Origin of the sequence: Dietzia sp. MNB45, assembly GCF_051994785.1 — a bacterium.
Classification (GTDB): Bacteria; Actinomycetota; Actinomycetes; order Mycobacteriales; family Mycobacteriaceae; genus Dietzia; species Dietzia kunjamensis.
The window spans coordinates 2052959-2069057 of the sequence record NZ_CP163397.1; the positions used below are offsets into that span (position 1 = coordinate 2052959).

General features: G+C 70.6%; 13 protein-coding genes. 5 read left to right on the forward strand and 8 right to left on the reverse strand.

From position 1 onward, the window contains the following. The first annotated feature begins 60 nt into the window (after window positions 1–60). Window positions 61–720 (forward strand): hypothetical protein, encoded by a 660-nt coding sequence (locus AB5G72_RS09865; protein ID WP_440219780.1) that lies wholly within the window; start codon window positions 61–63, stop codon window positions 718–720. Then, window positions 717–2216: a phytoene desaturase family protein gene (locus AB5G72_RS09870; RefSeq protein ID WP_120283549.1), complete on the forward strand. Its 1500-nt coding sequence runs from the start codon at window positions 717–719 to the stop codon at window positions 2214–2216. The genes AB5G72_RS09865 and AB5G72_RS09870 overlap by 4 nt, the downstream gene beginning before the upstream one ends. An 8-nt stretch (window positions 2217–2224) precedes the next feature. On the opposite strand, the gene AB5G72_RS09875 is transcribed toward AB5G72_RS09870, so the two are convergent. From AB5G72_RS09875 to AB5G72_RS09890, 4 genes are all read right to left on the reverse strand, one after another. Continuing rightward, the gene (locus AB5G72_RS09875; protein ID WP_182633856.1) at window positions 2225–3841 is read right to left on the reverse strand and encodes a hypothetical protein; all 1617 of its coding nucleotides are present in this window, start codon (window positions 3839–3841) and stop codon (window positions 2225–2227) included. A gap of 77 nt (window positions 3842–3918) precedes the next feature. Further along, entirely contained in the window at window positions 3919–4932 is a 1014-nt protein-coding gene (gene ilvC / locus AB5G72_RS09880) for a ketol-acid reductoisomerase (RefSeq protein ID WP_069388416.1), read from the reverse strand. 54 nt (window positions 4933–4986) lie between these two features. Further along, complete coding sequence (gene ilvN / locus AB5G72_RS09885) at window positions 4987–5493, reverse strand: acetolactate synthase small subunit (RefSeq protein WP_067718247.1); 507 nt, start codon at window positions 5491–5493, stop codon at window positions 4987–4989. Continuing rightward, window positions 5490–7385, reverse strand: coding sequence for an acetolactate synthase large subunit (locus AB5G72_RS09890; RefSeq protein ID WP_096905282.1), 1896 nt, complete (start codon window positions 7383–7385; stop codon window positions 5490–5492). Before AB5G72_RS09890 ends, ilvN begins: the two co-directional genes overlap by 4 nt. A 287-nt stretch (window positions 7386–7672) precedes the next feature. On the opposite strand from AB5G72_RS09890, the gene AB5G72_RS09895 reads away from it, so the two are divergent. Further along, window positions 7673–8107, forward strand: coding sequence for a PH domain-containing protein (locus tag AB5G72_RS09895; protein ID WP_083249449.1), 435 nt, complete (start codon window positions 7673–7675; stop codon window positions 8105–8107). On the opposite strand, the gene AB5G72_RS09900 is transcribed toward AB5G72_RS09895, so the two are convergent. After that, window positions 8000–9475 (reverse strand): YhgE/Pip domain-containing protein, encoded by a 1476-nt coding sequence (locus AB5G72_RS09900; protein ID WP_440219781.1) that lies wholly within the window; start codon window positions 9473–9475, stop codon window positions 8000–8002. The genes AB5G72_RS09895 and AB5G72_RS09900 overlap by 108 nt on opposite strands. A gap of 189 nt (window positions 9476–9664) precedes the next feature. Between AB5G72_RS09900 and ilvD the strand changes: the two genes are divergently transcribed. After that, the gene (gene ilvD, locus AB5G72_RS09905) at window positions 9665–11503 is read left to right on the forward strand and encodes a dihydroxy-acid dehydratase (protein WP_440219782.1); all 1839 of its coding nucleotides are present in this window, start codon (window positions 9665–9667) and stop codon (window positions 11501–11503) included. Between the two features lie 39 nt (window positions 11504–11542). Here the strand turns inward: ilvD and AB5G72_RS09910 are convergent, their stop codons facing one another. Continuing rightward, window positions 11543–12361 carry a DoxX family protein gene (locus AB5G72_RS09910; protein WP_440219783.1) on the reverse strand — a complete coding sequence of 273 codons (819 nt, stop codon included), beginning with the start codon at window positions 12359–12361 and terminating at the stop codon, window positions 11543–11545. Between the two features lie 67 nt (window positions 12362–12428). On the opposite strand from AB5G72_RS09910, the gene AB5G72_RS09915 reads away from it, so the two are divergent. Continuing rightward, complete coding sequence (locus tag AB5G72_RS09915; protein ID WP_440219784.1) at window positions 12429–13451, forward strand: oxidoreductase; 1023 nt, start codon at window positions 12429–12431, stop codon at window positions 13449–13451. Window positions 13452–13547: 96 nt separating this feature from the next. Here the strand turns inward: AB5G72_RS09915 and gatB are convergent, their stop codons facing one another. Both gatB and AB5G72_RS09925 read right to left on the reverse strand, forming a co-directional pair. After that, window positions 13548–15029, reverse strand: a complete 1482-nt coding sequence (gatB, locus tag AB5G72_RS09920; RefSeq protein ID WP_120284328.1) for an Asp-tRNA(Asn)/Glu-tRNA(Gln) amidotransferase subunit GatB — start codon at window positions 15027–15029, stop codon at window positions 13548–13550. Window positions 15030–15039: 10 nt separating this feature from the next. Further along, the gene (locus AB5G72_RS09925; protein ID WP_069389663.1) at window positions 15040–16074 is read right to left on the reverse strand and encodes an ATP-dependent 6-phosphofructokinase; all 1035 of its coding nucleotides are present in this window, start codon (window positions 16072–16074) and stop codon (window positions 15040–15042) included. Between the last annotated feature and the right edge of the window lie 25 nt (window positions 16075–16099).

Here is a 16099-nt window from a genome sequence, read left to right on the forward strand (position 1 = left end):
CTACCGTGACGAGGGTCGGCGACCCGACGTGACCACCGCCGCGCGACGAACGGAGCACCGATGCCCCGCACTCCCCGGTCGGCCCAGCCGCCGGTCCGCTTCCCCGACCCCTGGTTGCCCGTGCTGGCCCCGGCACGCGGCCCGACGGCGGTGGCGATGTATCTGCGGGCCCACCTGTACGGCGCCGCGGTGGGCCGGAGCGTCCTGGACCGCTGCATCAGTGCGGTCGATCCGGAGGACCGGGTCCGGTTGGTCCCGCTGCGCCGGGAGTTCGAGGAGGAGATCGACACCGCCGCCCGCCTGTTGGCGGTGCTCTCACCTCTGGGGGCCCCGGGCCGTCGGCTGGTGCGGTGGTCCGCCGCGGTCAGCCTCACCGCACTGCCGGTGGGCACGGTGGTGCGCGATCCTCTGGCCCGGCTCGCGGTCCTGGAGGCGCTGCGCACCCTCGTGGTTGCGAAGCGCTCGATGTGGGAGTTGCTCGCCGCGTCGTGGGTCGCGGACGGCCCGGCGTCCGCTGCCGGGAGGTCCGGAGCGGAACCCGACGTCAGCAACGACGACAACTGCGACGACGATGACAGCAGCGACGACGACGACAGCGACGACGAGCCCGGCGGTCCCGGCACCGGCCGGCTGCTACGGGGACTGGCCGACCAGGCCCGGTCACAGGAGGACCTGCTGGAGCAACTGCGACGCGCCTACGGTCTGGCGGTCTTCGAATGAGCGCGGCGGGGACCGTACGTGCGGACGTCGTCGTGGTGGGCTCCGGCCCCAACGGCCTGGCCGCCGCGCTGCTGTGTGCGCGGGCCGGGCGGCGGGTGGTGGTGCTGGAGGCCCAGGAGACCATCGGTGGCGGGTGCCGAACCCTGCCGATGGGCGATATCGCGACCGGCATCCCGGAGGACGTCGTGAACGGGTTGCTGGTGGATCCGTGCTCGGCCGTGCACCCCATGGCGGGGGCATCCCCGTTCTTCCGTGGGTTCGACCTGCCGGCCCACGGGGTCGAGATGCTCACTCCCCCCGTTCAACTGGCTCACGCACTGCCGGCCCGCGACGCGATCGTCGTTCCCGCGTCCCCATCCCCCGCCGCCCTCGCAGAGGGCCTGGGGTCGCGCGCGGAGGCCGACCGGTGGTGGAGCCTCATGGGCCCCCTGGGCCGCAGGGCGGAGGACGTCGTCGCCACGGCCCTGTCCGATCAGCGCTCGGTCCCGCACCTGGGGGCGACCGCGGCGCTCGGCGCGGCGTTCGTCCGCGCCCACCCCCGCGGTGTGGTCGGCGATCCCCTCGGTCCGGACGGACGGACGCTGCTGTCCGGGATCTCGGCCCACGCGATCACCCCGCTGTCCTCCCCCGCCGCGACGGGGGTCGGCCTCGTCCTGGGCTCGTTGCTCCACTCGCCGCTCGGCTGGACGCTGCCGGTCGGCGGCAGCGGGGCCATCACCGCCGCACTGGCCGAGGCGATCCGGGATGCCGGGGGGGAGATCCGCACCGGGGTCGGCGTGGATTCGCTGGCACGGCTCGACGCCCGGGACGTCGTCTTCAACACGTCCTCCCGGATCCTCGGCGAGATCCTCATGGCATCCTCGCCCTCTCCGGCCGTGGCCCGCCGCGCACGCAGACTCCTGGAGGCGCCGGTCGGCGGGGCCGCGGCGAAGGTCGACCTGGTCCTGTCTGGCCCGGTTCCGTGGCGCGACGGCCGGCTCGCCGACGCCGGCACTGTCCACCTGGGTGGGGATTCCCATGCCATCGCGGCCGCCGAGCGCGAGGTCGCCGCCGGTCGGCACGCCGATCGGCCCATGATCCTCGTCTCCCAGCCGTGGGTGACCGACCCGGGACGAATCGCCCCGGACGGTCGACGTCCACTGTGGACCTACGCGCACGTGCCCGCGTTCTCCGACCGTGACCAGACCGAGCAGGTGCTCGCCGCGCTCGAGGCGGTCGCGCCGGGGGTGCGGGACGTGGTCGTGGCCGCCCACTGCACGCCCGCGGACCGGATGGCCGAGCACAACGCCAACAACGCCGGTGGGGACATCGCGGCGGGACGCGTGGACCTGCGGGGGCTCATCGCCCGCCCGGTGCCGCGGGCCGACCCGTTCGCGACCGGTGTGCCCGGGGTGTGGCACGCCTCCGGCTCGACCCCTCCCGGCCCGGGCGTGCACGGCATGGCCGGGCAGCACGTGGCGGAGCGCATCCTCGGCGGGTTACCGACTCCCTGGTAGGAAGCGAATCACTGGTAGGACACGAACCACGGCCGGGGCTCGACCGCCATGGTCTGCTCGGGCGTGAACGTGGGGGTGTCCTCGTCATAGAAGTTCTTCCACGCCATCCGGATGCCGGACGGCAGCCCGCTGCGCAGGACGTCCCACGTCTCCATCTTCAGGTCCGGGGTGCCGTGACCGTCGGCGTGCAGGACGATTGACACCTCCGGCCTGGAGGTGTCGATCTGGTCGCGGTCGTCGATCATGGCCATGCTGAACTGGTGGAGGATGAGGAGCTTCTGTGGCCCTCCGCTGTCCCGGGTCAGGTCCGCCAGCCAGTCGGTGACCCGGTTGATCTCCTCGGCGTCCACCGACCCGATCTGCGCGCCCGGCTGTTGTCCCGGCTCGAGCTTCCACTCGGGGTCGAGCGCGAGTCCGACGTTCGGGCGGGTGAGCAACTCCTCGAAGATCCTCGCCTGATCGAGGAGGTCGGCCATGCCGGGCTGGAGGTCGATCACCGCGTACCCGCCGGCGTCGGTGATGGCGTCGATCAGCGGGACGAACTCCTGCGGGTCCCACTCGTTGGTGTAGTTGCCGTCGGGTCCGGCGGACGTCGAGGCGACCGTCGCGATGATCTCGAACGCCGGGATGACCGGTTCCGGGGAGTGCGGCTGGTACTCCCCGACCAACTGCTGAACCCGCGCCACGCTCTCCTCTGGTCCCTGCTCGCCGAGGATCCCCAGGGCAGGGGTGATCGGCGACCCGTAGGCGGCCACGAACCGCCGGCCCGGGAACAGCAGCTGTCCGCCGCCCGGCAGTTCGGGAACCGTCCGCGCCTTCTCCACCCGGTCCTCGAGTTCGTCCTCGGTGCCCCACCCGGGCCCGAGCGCGTAGACCGCCTCGGCGTCCCGCACCGCCTCCACGGACCCGCCGTCGACCCGCGGGTCCGGGGTACGGAGGTGGGACACCGCCGCCCCGACGGCCACTGCCGTCGCGACCGCCGCGACCGGCGTCTCGTCGTACACGAGCACGCTGGGTGCGCCCTCGCCGTCCCATGCGGGTTCGCCGCTGTCGAACGGATCGGGGGCCGCGCCCGCGCCGTCGGCAGCGGTGATCTCCCCGGCCGTCATCAGCGCAGGCGTACCCGGCACCTGGTGGACGGTGACGTCGTCGATCCGCCCCGGCGGGACCTCGACCTCGGAGTCGAACGTGATCCCGGTCAGCTCCTCGAGCTCCGGCCGACCTCCCGGGGCGTCGACCACCTCGCCGTCGTCAGGTGTGAAGGCCACCTGCCCGACCCGCAACACCCGCTCGGCGCCGAGTCGCGACACCTCGTCGGCCAATGCCGCGTCCCCGCCCTCGACGGCGGTGAGCATCGGTGCGTGCAACCCGACCGCGACGGAGGCGGCGCGCGCCTGCGCGGCGGCGTCCGGGGCTGCCACCACGACCACCGGGGCGGACTCGATGAGCAGTCTCGTGGTCTCCACGCCGGACCCGTCGGCGTCGGCGGCGACCCGCGTGCCCTCCACCGGGGCGGCTTCGGTTCTCGGTCCGCCGTCACCGGGGTCGGACGTACACGCCACGGTCGTCCCCACCAGGGAAACGGCGAGGACCGCCGCACCCACTCCTCGGTTGAAGTGGCGCACGGCGGTCCTCCTGCTGAAGTCGGGAATCGATCCCGGTGGACCCTACAGGGGCTTCACCGGGTCGGACACGCGGACCCTCAGGCAGTCTCCGTGATCGGCCGGTCGACCCAGCTCATGAGGTCGCGCAGCTTCTGGCCGGTGACCTCGATCGGGTGCTCGGCGTTCTCCTTGCGGAGCTGCTCAAGCTCCTTATTGCCGCCCTCGACGTTGGCCACGAGGCGCTTGGTGAAGGTGCCGTCCTGGATGTCGGACAGGATCTCCTTCATGCGCTCCTTGGTGCCGGCGTCGATGACCCGCGGGCCGGAGAGGTAGCCGCCGAACTCCGCGGTGTCGGACACCGAGTAGTTCATGCGCGCGATGCCGCCCTCGTACATGAGATCGACGATGAGCTTGAGCTCGTGGAGCACCTCGAAGTAGGCGAGCTCCGGCTCGTAGCCGGCCTCGACCATGACCTCGAAGCCCGTCTTGACGAGCTCCTCGGTGCCGCCGCACAGCACGGCCTGCTCACCGAACAGGTCGGTCTCGGTCTCGTCCTTGAAGGTGGTCTTGATGACGCCCGCGCGGGTGCCACCGATCGCCTTCGCGTAGGACAGCGCGAGCGCCTCGCCCTCGCCCTTCGGGTCCTGCTCCACGGCGATGAGCGCCGGGACGCCCTTGCCGTCGACGAACTGACGACGCACGAGGTGACCGGGGCCCTTGGGGGCGACCATCGCGATGGTGATGTTCTCTGCCGGCTTGATGAGGCCGAAGTGGATGTTGAGGCCGTGACCGAAGAACAGCGCGTCGCCGTCGTTCAGGTTGGGCTCGATGTCCTCGGTGAAGATCTGCGCCTGCGAGGTGTCGGGGGCGAGCAGCATGATGACGTCGGCCCACTTGGTGGCCTCGGCGGCGGTCATGACCTTGAGGCCGGCCTCTTCGGCCTTCGCGCGGGACTTGGAGCCCTCACGCAGGCCGATCGCGACCTCGACTCCGGAGTCGCGCAGGCTGAGCGAGTGCGCGTGCCCCTGCGAGCCGTACCCGATGACGGCGACCTTGCGGCCCTGGATCAGCGACAGATCCGCCGAGTCGTCGTAGAACATCTCCACTGCCATGGTGGATTCCCTTCGTGTTGTTTCGTGAAGTCGAGACTTGTGTAGGAGTCGATACTATCGAGTGGTGTTGATGGACTTGGGGCCGCGTCCGAGCGCGACCATGCCGGACTGCACGATCTCGCGGATCCCGTAGCCGTCGAGCATCCGCAGCAGCGCGTCGAGCTTGTCGGGGGTACCCGTGGCCTCGAGAGTGAGCGACTCGGGTGAGACGTCCACGATGTGTGCGCGGAACAGACTCGCGATCTCCACGATCTGACCGCGGTTGGTGGCGTCGGCGCGGACCTTGACGAGAGTGAGCTCGCGGGCCACCGAGCCGGCCGGATCCTGCTCGACGATCTTGATGACGTTGACGAGCTTGTTGAGCTGTTTGGTCACCTGCTCGAGCGGGAAGTCCTCGACGTTCACGACGATGGTCATGCGCGACAGGCCTTCGGTCTCGGTCGGGCCCACGGCCAGCGACTCGATGTTGAACCCGCGCCGGGAGAACAGCGACGAGACGCGCGCGAGCACGCCAGGCTTGTCCTCCACCAGCACGCTCAGGGTGTGGGAGCGAGCGCTCACTGGTCCTCCTCCTCGGCGGCGATCACCGCGGCGTCGATCCGCTCGGTCGCCTCGTGGATGTCCGCGGCGTCGTCCGCCACGGAATCGGTGTCGTCGAACAGCGGCCGGATGTCCCGGGCCGCCATGATCTCGTCGTTGGACGTGCCCGCCGCGACCATCGGCCACACCTGGGCGTCCTTGCCCACGATGAAGTCGATGAGGACCGGGCGGTCGTTGATCGCGCGGGCCTGTGCGATCACGTCGTCGACGTCCTCGGCGCGCTCACACCGCAGCGCCACGCAGCCCAGGGCCTCGCCGAGCTTGACGAAGTCCGGGATGTGCATGGAGTGGGTCGACAGGTCGGTCTGCGAGTACCGCTCCTCGTAGAACAGTGTCTGCCACTGACGGACCATGCCGAGGTTGCCGTTGTTGATCAGCGCCACCTTGATGGGTGCGCCCTCGATGGCGCAGGTGGCCAGCTCCTGGTTCGTCATCTGGAAGCAGCCGTCGCCGTCGATGGCCCAGACCTCGGCGTCCTGACGGCCGAACTTGGCACCCATCGCCGCGGGGACCGCGTACCCCATGGTCCCCAGGCCGCCCGAGTTCAGCCACGTGCGCGGCTTCTCGTACTGGACGAACTGGGCCGCCCACATCTGGTGCTGGCCGACGCCCGCGCAGTACACGGCGTCCGGGCCGGCGGCGGCGCTCAACCGCTCGATGACGTACTCGGGAGACAGGGAGCCGTCCGACTGCGGGCCGTAGCCAAGCGGGAACTCACTGCGGATCTCGTCCAGCTCACCGACCCACACGGCGGGCTCGCCCAGCGTGCCGGATTCGCGCGCGCCGCGCAGCGTCTCGACGAGCTCGACGAGGACCTCCTTGATGTCGCCGACGATCGGCACGTCGACGGCTCGGTTCTTGCCGATCTCGGCCGGGTCGATGTCGGCGTGGATGACCTTGGCGTCCGGGGCGAAGGTGTCGAGACGACCGGTGACCCGGTCGTCGAACCGGGCGCCCAGGGTGACCAGCAGGTCGGACCGCTGCAGCGCCGCGACGGCGGCGACGGTTCCGTGCATCCCCGGCATGCCGTAGTGCAGCCGGTGGGAATCCGGGAACGCCCCGCGCGCCATGAGCGTGGTCACGACCGGGATGCCGGTCAGCTCGGCGAGCGCCATGAGCTCCGCGGAGGCGTCGGCCTTGATGACGCCGCCGCCGACATACAGCACCGGGCGCCTGGCCTTGCCGATCATCCGGGCGGCCTCACGGATCTGCTTGCCGTGCGGCTTGGTGACGGGCCGGTAGCCGGGCAGCTTCATCTCCGGCGGCCACGAGAACGTCATCTCGGCCTGCAGGACGTCCTTGGGGATGTCCACGAGCACAGCGCCGGGGCGACCTGTCTGCGCGATGTGGAACGCCTCGGCGATCATCCGCGGGATGTCCTCGCCGTGGGACACGAGGAAGTTGTGCTTGGTGATCGGCATGGTGATGCCCGAGATGTCGGCTTCCTGGAAACCGTCCGTGCCGATGAGTGCGGTCCCGACCTGACCCGTGATCGCGACGATCGGGACCGAGTCCATCTGCGCGTCCGCGAGCGGGGTCACCAGGTTGGTGGCGCCGGGGCCCGAGGTCGCCATGCAGACGCCGACCCTTCCGGTCGCCTGGGCGTAGCCGGTCGCTGCGTGACCGGCGCCCTGCTCGTGCCGGACCAGGACGTGCCGGACCTTGGCCGAGTCGTAGAGCGGGTCGTAGACCGGCAGGATGGCCCCGCCGGGGATGCCGAAGACGACCTCGGTGCCGATCTCCTCGAGGGACCGGACGACGGCCTGGGCCCCCGTCATCCGCTCTGGGGCCGCGGACCGGGCCTTCTGCTCTGCACCCGGACGGGGTCCGGGCTGTGCCGTTGGTGCGCTCACTTCAACTGTCCTTCATGCTGGTCGTGGAGCCGTGGTTCGTGGTCGGGCGTGATCGTGGATTTCTCTGACCGCGGTCTGACCCGGCAACAAAAAACCCCCGTCGGCCACGAAAGGCCGGCGAGGGTGCGCGTCGACGGAAAGCCAGGTAGGGCTCAGGCGCCGACGCGCCGGCCGAGTACGAGACCGTTCCAGGTGTTCACGAGGCCCAGACTAGGCCGCGGTCGACGGCAGCGTCAACTCGTGGAACATCGATCCCACTATGTGGACCATGCCAGACTGGAGGCATCATGAGTGCCCCTTTCAGAGCTCCCGTCCCGGAGTCGAGCCCCCGCGATCACGCCCTCTTCCGGGTCAACCCGATGTCGTACGTCGTCATCGCCATTTTCGTGCTGGCGATCCTCTGGCCCGTCACGTCCTACCCCGTCGCCCTGGGCTGGCTGGTGCTGCTCCCCGTCGCCTTCGGTTGGTGGGTGGCCCGGACCTGGACCCGACTGGACGAGGACGGTGTCCACCTGTCGTCCTGGCGCTCCCGACGGTCCGTGCCGTGGGATGAGGTCAGGGGTGTGATGTTCCCCAAGCGTGGGTTCGCCCGGCTCGTGACCACCTCTGACACGTCACTCCCGATGGGCGGGGTCTCGTTCCACGACCTCCCGCGGCTGTCCGGCGCCAGCCGTGGCCGTATCCGCGATCCGTACGCCGCGAGCGGACCCGAGTCCGCCTGACCCTTGCGCTCCGCCTGACCCTCCCGCTCCGCCGGTCACCCCGCGGCCGGCGGGGACCCGGTCGGCCACGGCCTGGCGTCGCATACCCATCCGCTCGTAGCCGACGGTGACCGCCACACCCACGACGAGTCCTGCGACCGCCCAGCCGCCGAGGACCCAGACCGCGTGTCCGAGACCCGCCTCCCACCCGGAGTCGAAGAACATGATCGACCGCAGCCCAAGGTAGGCCTGGTGCATCGGCTGCAGTGTCCCGATGGCGACGAACACCCGCGGGAGCATCTCGGTCGGGGTGGCGCCGCCCGAGGTGGGGATGCCCAGCACCACGAACACCACGAGGTTCACGAGCAGACCGGCGTTGCCGACAGCAGCGATGATCGTGTGCGCACACACCCCGACCGCGACGATGACCAGGTTCGAGAACCAGAACACGTGCCACGGGTCGTACCCGGTGACACCGATGATGTCCGCCACCCACAGGACGAGCCCCGAGACGAGCGGCGCCGTGATCAGCGTGACCACCCACTTGCGGGCCAGTGTCTGGAGCCGCCCGAACGGCGCCACGTGGACATGGAGCGCCACCGGCCCGATCTCCAGCGGGATGAAGCCGAGACGGGCGTCCAGGAGGGCGGAGATGATCATCGCCCCGGTGAATCCCGCCAGGATCACGATCAGCGCGTAGAACATCGGGAGCGACGCGTTCGACACCCCGTCCGGCAGCGGGTTCCACGCGACGACGTCGATCGCCACCGGATCGGAGAGCGCGACCGCGGCCGCGGCGCCGACGGTCCTGCCCTCGGCCTCGGCCAGCAGCCGGGACTGCGACAGCAGTTCGGTCCCCATCCGGTCGTGGAACGATTCCTGCATCGCGTCCGCCATGGTGTTCATGACCTGACCGGAGACGATGGACACGCGTGGCGAGTACTCGAGTGAGATGCGGGCGCGTTCGGGTGGCCCCGCCGCGTCGCCCGCCTCCGTCGCCGCGGCCTCGACGAGCCCGGCCACCCGCCCGCTAAGTTCGGGTGGGATACGGACCGCACCGAAGTACGTGCCGTCGCGGAGGCCCTCCTCGGCGGCCTCCGGATCCACCACGTGCAGCCGGACCCTCCCCCAGTCGTTGTTCTGGAGCAGCCCCGCGGTGATCCGCGACCCCATGTCGAGACCACGCGGACCGATCGGGGTCTCCAGGGTCGCGGCGACGTCCTCGTCCACCACCGCCACGGGGATGTACCTCGCATGGGACTGCGGATCCGCGGTGCCCCCCAGGTACATGAACGACAGGAGGAAGAACAGTCCACAGACCAGGGCCACCGCCCCCGCCGAGTGCGAGAGGAACTCACGTAGCCCACCCGTGTGACCGGAGTCGGTCATGTCCATCCCCATTCGCGTCACGTCGAGGCCGGCCGGATGGCCGACCGTGAGAAGAGTAGACCCACATCGGGGCGTATTGTGTGGTGGTCACGGCGCGATCGGGTGTCGCCGCGGGGCGCGCGCACGCCGCGGCCCCGTACGGCACGACCCCCGGAATGCGCCCTCCCCATCGAGTCGGAGCGAGGTCCCATGCCGCCCCTGAGGTCACGAACCAGTACCGCCGGACGCAACGCCGCGGGAGCGCGTGCCCTCTGGCGCGCGACCGGCATGACGGACTCGGACTTCGGCAAGCCGATCATCGCGATCGCGAACTCGTACACCCAGTTCGTGCCGGGCCACGTCCACCTTAAGAACGTCGGTGAGATCGTCGCCGAGCAGATCGCGGCGTCGGGCGGCGTGGCCCGGGAGTTCCACACCATCGCGGTGGACGACGGGATCGCGATGGGCCACGCGGGCATGCTCTACTCGCTGCCCAGCCGGGAGATCATCGCGGACTCGGTGGAGTACATGGTCAACGCCCACACGGCGGACGCGCTGGTGTGCATCTCGAACTGCGACAAGATCACCCCGGGCATGCTCAACGCCGCGATGCGGTTGAACATCCCCACCGTGTTCGTCTCCGGCGGGCCGATGGAGTCGGGGTTCTCCGTCGTCGTCGACGGCGTGGTCAAGGCGGGCTCGGACCTCATCACGGCGATCTCCGCGTCCGCCAACTCGGCCGTGGACGACGAGGGCCTGGACGCCATCGAGCGCTCGGCCTGCCCGACGTGCGGGTCCTGCTCCGGGATGTTCACCGCCAACTCCATGAACTGCCTCACCGAGGCCCTGGGGCTGTCGCTGCCCGGCAACGGCTCGACCCTGGCCACCCACAGTGCGCGGCGTGAACTGTTCGCCGAGGCCGGCCGGGTCATCGTCGACCTGTGCACCCGCTACTACCGGGACGAGGACGCCTCGGTGCTCCCCCGTTCGGTCGCCACCAGGTCGGCGTTCACCAACGCCATGGCGCTGGACGTCGCGATGGGCGGCTCCACCAACACCGTGCTCCACATCCTCGCCGCCGCGCAGGAGGGCGAGGTCGACTTCGACCTGGGCGACATCGAGCAGATCTCCCGCCGGATCCCCTGCCTGGCCAAGGTCGCGCCCAACTCGGACTACTACATGGAGCACGTCCACCGGGCCGGCGGCATCCCCGCGATCCTGGGCGAGCTGTACCGCGGGGGCCTGCTGGAGACGGACGTCCACTCGGTCCACTCCCCGTCGCTCGAGCAGTACGTCGCGGACTGGGACATCCGCAGCGGCACCGCGACCGAGAAGGCGATCGAGTTGTTCCACGCGGCCCCGGGCGGGGTGCGGACGATCCAGCCGTTCTCGACCGACAACCGCTGGGAGTCGCTCGACACGGACGCGGAGAACGGCTGTATCCACTCGGTCGAGCACCCGGCGACCGCGGAGGGCGGGCTCGCGGTCCTGCGCGGGAACATCGCGCCGGACGGGTCCGTCTTCAAGACCGCCGGCGTGTCCGAGGACAGTTTCCACTTCTCCGGTCCGGCCAGGGTGGTCGAGTCCCAGGAGGAGGCCGTCTCTGTCATCCTGGACAAGACGCTGCAGGCCGGCGAGGTGCTGGTGGTGCTCTTCGAGGGCCCGGCCGGCGGTCCGGGGATGCAGGAGATGCTGCACCCCACGGCGTTCATCAAGGGCGCCGGCCTCGGGACGAAATGCGCGCTCATCACCGACGGCCGCTTCTCGGGCGGGTCGTCCGGGCTGTCCATCGGTCACATCGCCCCGGAGGCCGCCTCGGGCGGCCCGATCGGCCTGGTGCGTGACGGTGACATCGTGACCATCGATGTCGCCACGCGGTCCATCTCGGTGGATGTCGACGACGACGAGCTGTCCCGCCGCCGCGCCGAGAGGGGCCCTCTCCCGTGGCGGCCGGTCAAGCGTGATCGGAAAGTGTCCACCGCTCTCCGCGCGTACGCCTCGATGGCGTCCTCGGCGGACAAGGGTGCCGTGCGCATCCTGCCCGACTGACGCGCCTGGTCAGGGCCGCGCGCCCCGGCTCCCGGGCTCTCAGCCCGCGGTGACCGGGGCGCTGTCGGCTGAGGAGGTCAGCGGGTTGGTGCCGTTGAGGACGTACCACACCAGACCGGCGATGACCGCCACGACGATCACCCACACGACGCCGCTGAAGCGGGGACGGTGGGACCATGCCCACTTGCGGTCGGCGGACCATCGCCCCGGTCCGGAGAAAAGGAGGGTCACCAGCGCCGCGGCGTAGAGGATCGACACCTCGAGTCCGCGGGTGGTGTCACTCAGCACGGGGATGGGGTCGGTCCCGGTCAGTCGGATCGCTATACCCAGTCCGATGAGCCCCAGCAGACCGGCCGCCGCTACCGGGGTGGCGAGTCCCACCACGAGCATGACGCCCGCCACCAGTTCGACGGCGCCGCCGGCGATCGCCAGGATGCGGGCCTGGTCGAATCCGGAGTCGGTGAGGGTCTGCGTGAACCCGTCGATCCCGGGCCCGCCGAACAGTCCGAAGAGCTTCTGCAGTCCCCGCATCGCGAGGAGGACACCCACGGCCAGTCTCAGGACGAACAGCCCGAAATCGGCCGTTCCCCGGCGGCCGATCGTGTCCCGCGACGCGGGCGCGATGGTGGTGGGCTGGTCACCGAAGGGCAGGGGCGAGGACACGTCGTACCCCCCGGACTCGGCGAACTGCGAGTAGTCGGTGCGCCCGGCCGCGGGGAACGCGGTGGTCGCGCCGTCCCCCGAGCCGCCCCGCGAACCGGCGCCCGCGCCCTGGGCGTTGGGGACGTCGAGCGGGTAATCGACGTCGTGGATGATCTCGGTACGGGCGTCGTCGTCTCCGCGCTTTGAGGAAGTCACGGATCGACTGTAGGCCGATGCCGGTGCCCGGACGCTGAAGGACACGGCGCGCCGTAGTCTGGTCGGCATGAGATCGCTCCCGCTGCTGCTGGCACTGGCCGTCGCCGTGTCCGGTTGCGCGAGGTTCGACGACCGCCTCGAGGACCCGTTCACGCCCGCGGCCGGGCCGGGAATGGGTGCCGCTCCGCCGAGCCCTCCCGGCGCACCGACCCCGCCCCCGACGTCGCGCCCCGGGGAGCCCGAGCCCCCGGCCGAGACGGGCCCCTGCGTCGATCCCGACCCCGCCGTCATCGCGACCTGCCTCGAGCCGGCCGTCGCGGTGGCCGGGCTCGGTGAGCGAGCGCTGGTCGCCGAGTCCACGGGCGGGGTGAAGATCGTCTCCGCCGATGCCGACCCCGAGCAGTTCGGCAGGGTGGATCCCCGGTCCGGCCGAGTGGCCGCGGTCGCGCCGTCCCCGGATTTCGCCCAGGACCGGTTGGTGTATCTCCTCGTCGTCGGCGACGGACCCACCCGGGTCGAACGACTGGCGCGCGGCGACGCCCCCCGCACGATCGCGGAGCTCGCACCCGCGGACAGCGGTGGCCTCGCGTTCGTCGACGACATCCTGACCGTCGGCGCCGGCTCCGAGGTCGTCCGGTTCCCGACGTTCACCGGGATCGGCCGCGCGGAGGACCCCCAGGTGATCGGACGCGACCTCGGGCGCATCCAGGCGTTGTGTCCTCTCGGCGAGGATCTCTTTTTCTCCACGGTCACCGACCGCGGTGCGGCGATCCGGACACCGGATCGCACGGTGTGGACGTGGCCGGACCAGCGTTCCGCCGGTGGGTGCGCCGCATCCGAGGGCACGCTCGCCATCGCCCTCCCGGACGCCGAGCGGGTCGACACCCTCCAGACCGCCGGCGGCGCGGCTCGTGGTCAGCCCGAGGCGCTGGCCGAGGGCCGGTACGGGCGGCTGACCGGGTTGTCCGTTGTCGGCGAGGGCGTCCTGCTGGCGGGCACCACCAACAAGGAGGGCGGGTCGCCCGTGGCCACCGATGACCGGGCCGTGATCCTCCCCCAGTCCGGTGGTGGCGGAGACGCCCGTACGTAGCCGCGGTTCGACGCCACGCGCGAGCGCGCGCGTGTGGCGTACGGTCGGTCCCCGTGGTCGAGCCACGCACAGCTCACCGCGCGGACAGCGCATCGCCTAGTTGCAGGCGGCGATCACCAGTTCCTTCACCCGGGCCGGGTCGGCCTGTCCGCGGGTCGCCTTCATGACGGCACCGACGATCGCACCGGCGGCCTGGACCTTGCCCGAACGGATCTTCTCCGCGATGTCGGGCTGCGCGGCCAGGGCGTCGTCGACGGCCTTCTGCAGCGCCGAGTCGTCGCGCACCACCTCGAGGCCCTTGTCGGCGACGATCTGGTCCGGCTCGCCCTCGCCGTCGAGGACGGCGTCGACGACCTGGCGGCCGAGCTTGTTGGTGAGCTTGCCGTCGGCGACCAACTCGATCACGCGCGCCAGCTGCACCGGCGAGATCTCGAGTTCGGTGAGCGCGACGCCGCGCTTGTTGGACTGCTGGGTCAGGTACGACACCCACCACGAGCGGGCCTCGGCGGCCGGAGCGCCCGCGTCGACCGTGGCGAGGATCAGGTCGAGGGCCCCGGCGTTGACGAGGTCCCGCATCTCCTCGTCCGAGACCCCCCAGTCCGCCTGGACCCGGGCGCGGCGAACCCACGGCAGCTCCGGCAGCGTCGCGCGGATCTCCTCGATGAGCTCCTCGGTCGGCTCGACGGGCGCGAGATCCGGCTCGGGGAAGTAGCGGTAGTCCTCCGCCGACTCCTTCGGCCGGCCGGAGGTGGTGGTGCCGTCCGACTCGTGGAAGTGCCGGGTCTCGAGCACGACCTCGTCACCCGCGGTGAGCACGTCCGCCTGGCGGCACATCTCGTGGCGCACCGCGATCTCGACGCTGCGGAGGGAGTTGACGTTCTTGGTCTCGGTGCGGGTGCCGAACTCGGTGGCGCCCTTGGGCATCAACGAGACGTTCGCATCGCAGCGCATCGAGCCCTGGTCCATCCGGACGTCGGACACGTCGAGGCTCCGGAGCAGATCACGCAGCGTCGTGACGTAGGCGCGCGCGATCTCGGGTGCCCGCTCCCCCGCACCGACGATCGGCTTGGAGACGATCTCGATGAGCGGCACGCCCGCGCGGTTAAAGTCGAGCAGCGAGTGGGTGGCGCCGTGGATGCGACCGGTGGCGGACCCGACGTGGGTGGACTTGCCGGTGTCCTCCTCCATGTGCGCGCGCTCGACCTCCACGCGCCACGTGCTGCCGTCCTCGAGCTGCACGTCGAGGTACCCGTCGTGGGCGATGGGCTCGTCGTACTGCGAGATCTGGTAGTTCTTCGGCTGGTCCGGGTAGAAGTAGTTCTTCCGGGCGAACCGACTGTACGGCGCGATAGAGCAGTTCAGCGCCAGACCGATCTTGATGGCCCACTCCACCGCCTGGCGGTTGGCCACCGGCAACGCGCCCGGCAGGCCGATGCACACCGGACACACCTGGGTGTTGGGATCCGCCCCGAACGCGGTGGGACACCCGCAGAACATCTTGGTGTTGGTGTGCAGCTCTACGTGCACCTCCATGCCCATGACGGGATCGAAACGTGACACGACCTCGGTGAACTCCATGCGGAACAATCTAGCCGAAGAGGCAGGCGGCCTCGCGGTAGCGGTCCTCCGGGACGGTCTTGAGCACCGCGACCGCGTCCTCTACCGGCACCATCTCGATCGACTCCCCACGGAGCGCGACGATCTGCCCGAAATCCCCCCGGTGCGCGGCGTGCGCCGCGTGTACCCCGAAACGGGTCGCGAGCACGCGGTCGTACGCGGTCGGCGTACCGCCGCGCTGGATGTGGCCCAACACGGTCGTCCGGACGTCGCGGTTCATGCGCTCGGCGATCGCGGACGCCATCTGGTCGGCCACCCCGGTGAACACCTCGTGGCCGAACTGGTCGGTGCCGCCCCGGCGCAGCGTCATGCCGGAACCCTCGACCGGCGTGGCACCCTCGGCCACCACGCAGATCCCGTACGCCTCCCCCATCTGGAACCGGCGCTTCATCACCTTGCACACGTAGTCGATGTCGAACGGGACCTCGGGGATCACGATCATGTGCGCACCGGACGCCAGGCCCGCGTGCAGGGCGATCCACCCGGCGTGCCTGCCCATCACCTCGACGAGCATGACCCGCTCGTGCGACTCCGCCGTCGTGTGCAGCCGGTCGATGGCATCGGAGGCGATCGAGACGGCGGTGTCGAATCCGAAGGTGTAGTCGGTGCCTCCGACGTCGTTGTCGATGGTCTTGGGCACACCCACCACGGGGATGCCGTTCTCGGTCAACCAGCGGGCCGCCTTGAGCGTGCCGTCGCCACCGATCGCGACGAGCGCGTCGATCGCGTGCCGCTCGAGGGTCTGGCGGATGACCGGCAGACTCGCCGTCAGGACGTCGGGGTTCAGTCGGCCGGTTCCGAGGATCGTGCCACCGCGGAGCAGGATGCGATCGATGCCCTCGTCGTCGAACAGCGGTACGGCACGGTCGTTCACCAGCCCGGCCCACCCGTCCTGGAACCCCAGGACCGGGGAGTCGTACTCCGAGTTGGCGGTGCGGACCAGGGCGCGGATGACCGCGTTGAGTCCCGGACAGTCGCCGCCGGCGGTCAGTACACCTATACGCACGTCGAGCTCCTCTCGGTTACCCCGC

Coding starts and splice junctions, on each gene's coding strand:
- ilvD (WP_440219782.1), top strand. CDS start 9,665: ATGCCGCCCCTGAGGTCACGAACCAGTACCGCCGGACGCAACGCCGCG.
- AB5G72_RS09865 (WP_440219780.1), top strand. CDS start 61: ATGCCCCGCACTCCCCGGTCGGCCCAGCCGCCGGTCCGCTTCCCCGAC.
- AB5G72_RS09895 (WP_083249449.1), top strand. CDS start 7,673: ATGAGTGCCCCTTTCAGAGCTCCCGTCCCGGAGTCGAGCCCCCGCGAT.
- AB5G72_RS09870 (WP_120283549.1), top strand. CDS start 717: ATGAGCGCGGCGGGGACCGTACGTGCGGACGTCGTCGTGGTGGGCTCC.
- gatB (WP_120284328.1), bottom strand. CDS start 15,029: ATGGAGTTCACCGAGGTCGTGTCACGTTTCGATCCCGTCATGGGCATG.
- AB5G72_RS09915 (WP_440219784.1), top strand. CDS start 12,429: ATGAGATCGCTCCCGCTGCTGCTGGCACTGGCCGTCGCCGTGTCCGGT.
- ilvC (WP_069388416.1), bottom strand. CDS start 4,932: ATGGCAGTGGAGATGTTCTACGACGACTCGGCGGATCTGTCGCTGATC.
- AB5G72_RS09900 (WP_440219781.1), bottom strand. CDS start 9,475: ATGACCGACTCCGGTCACACGGGTGGGCTACGTGAGTTCCTCTCGCAC.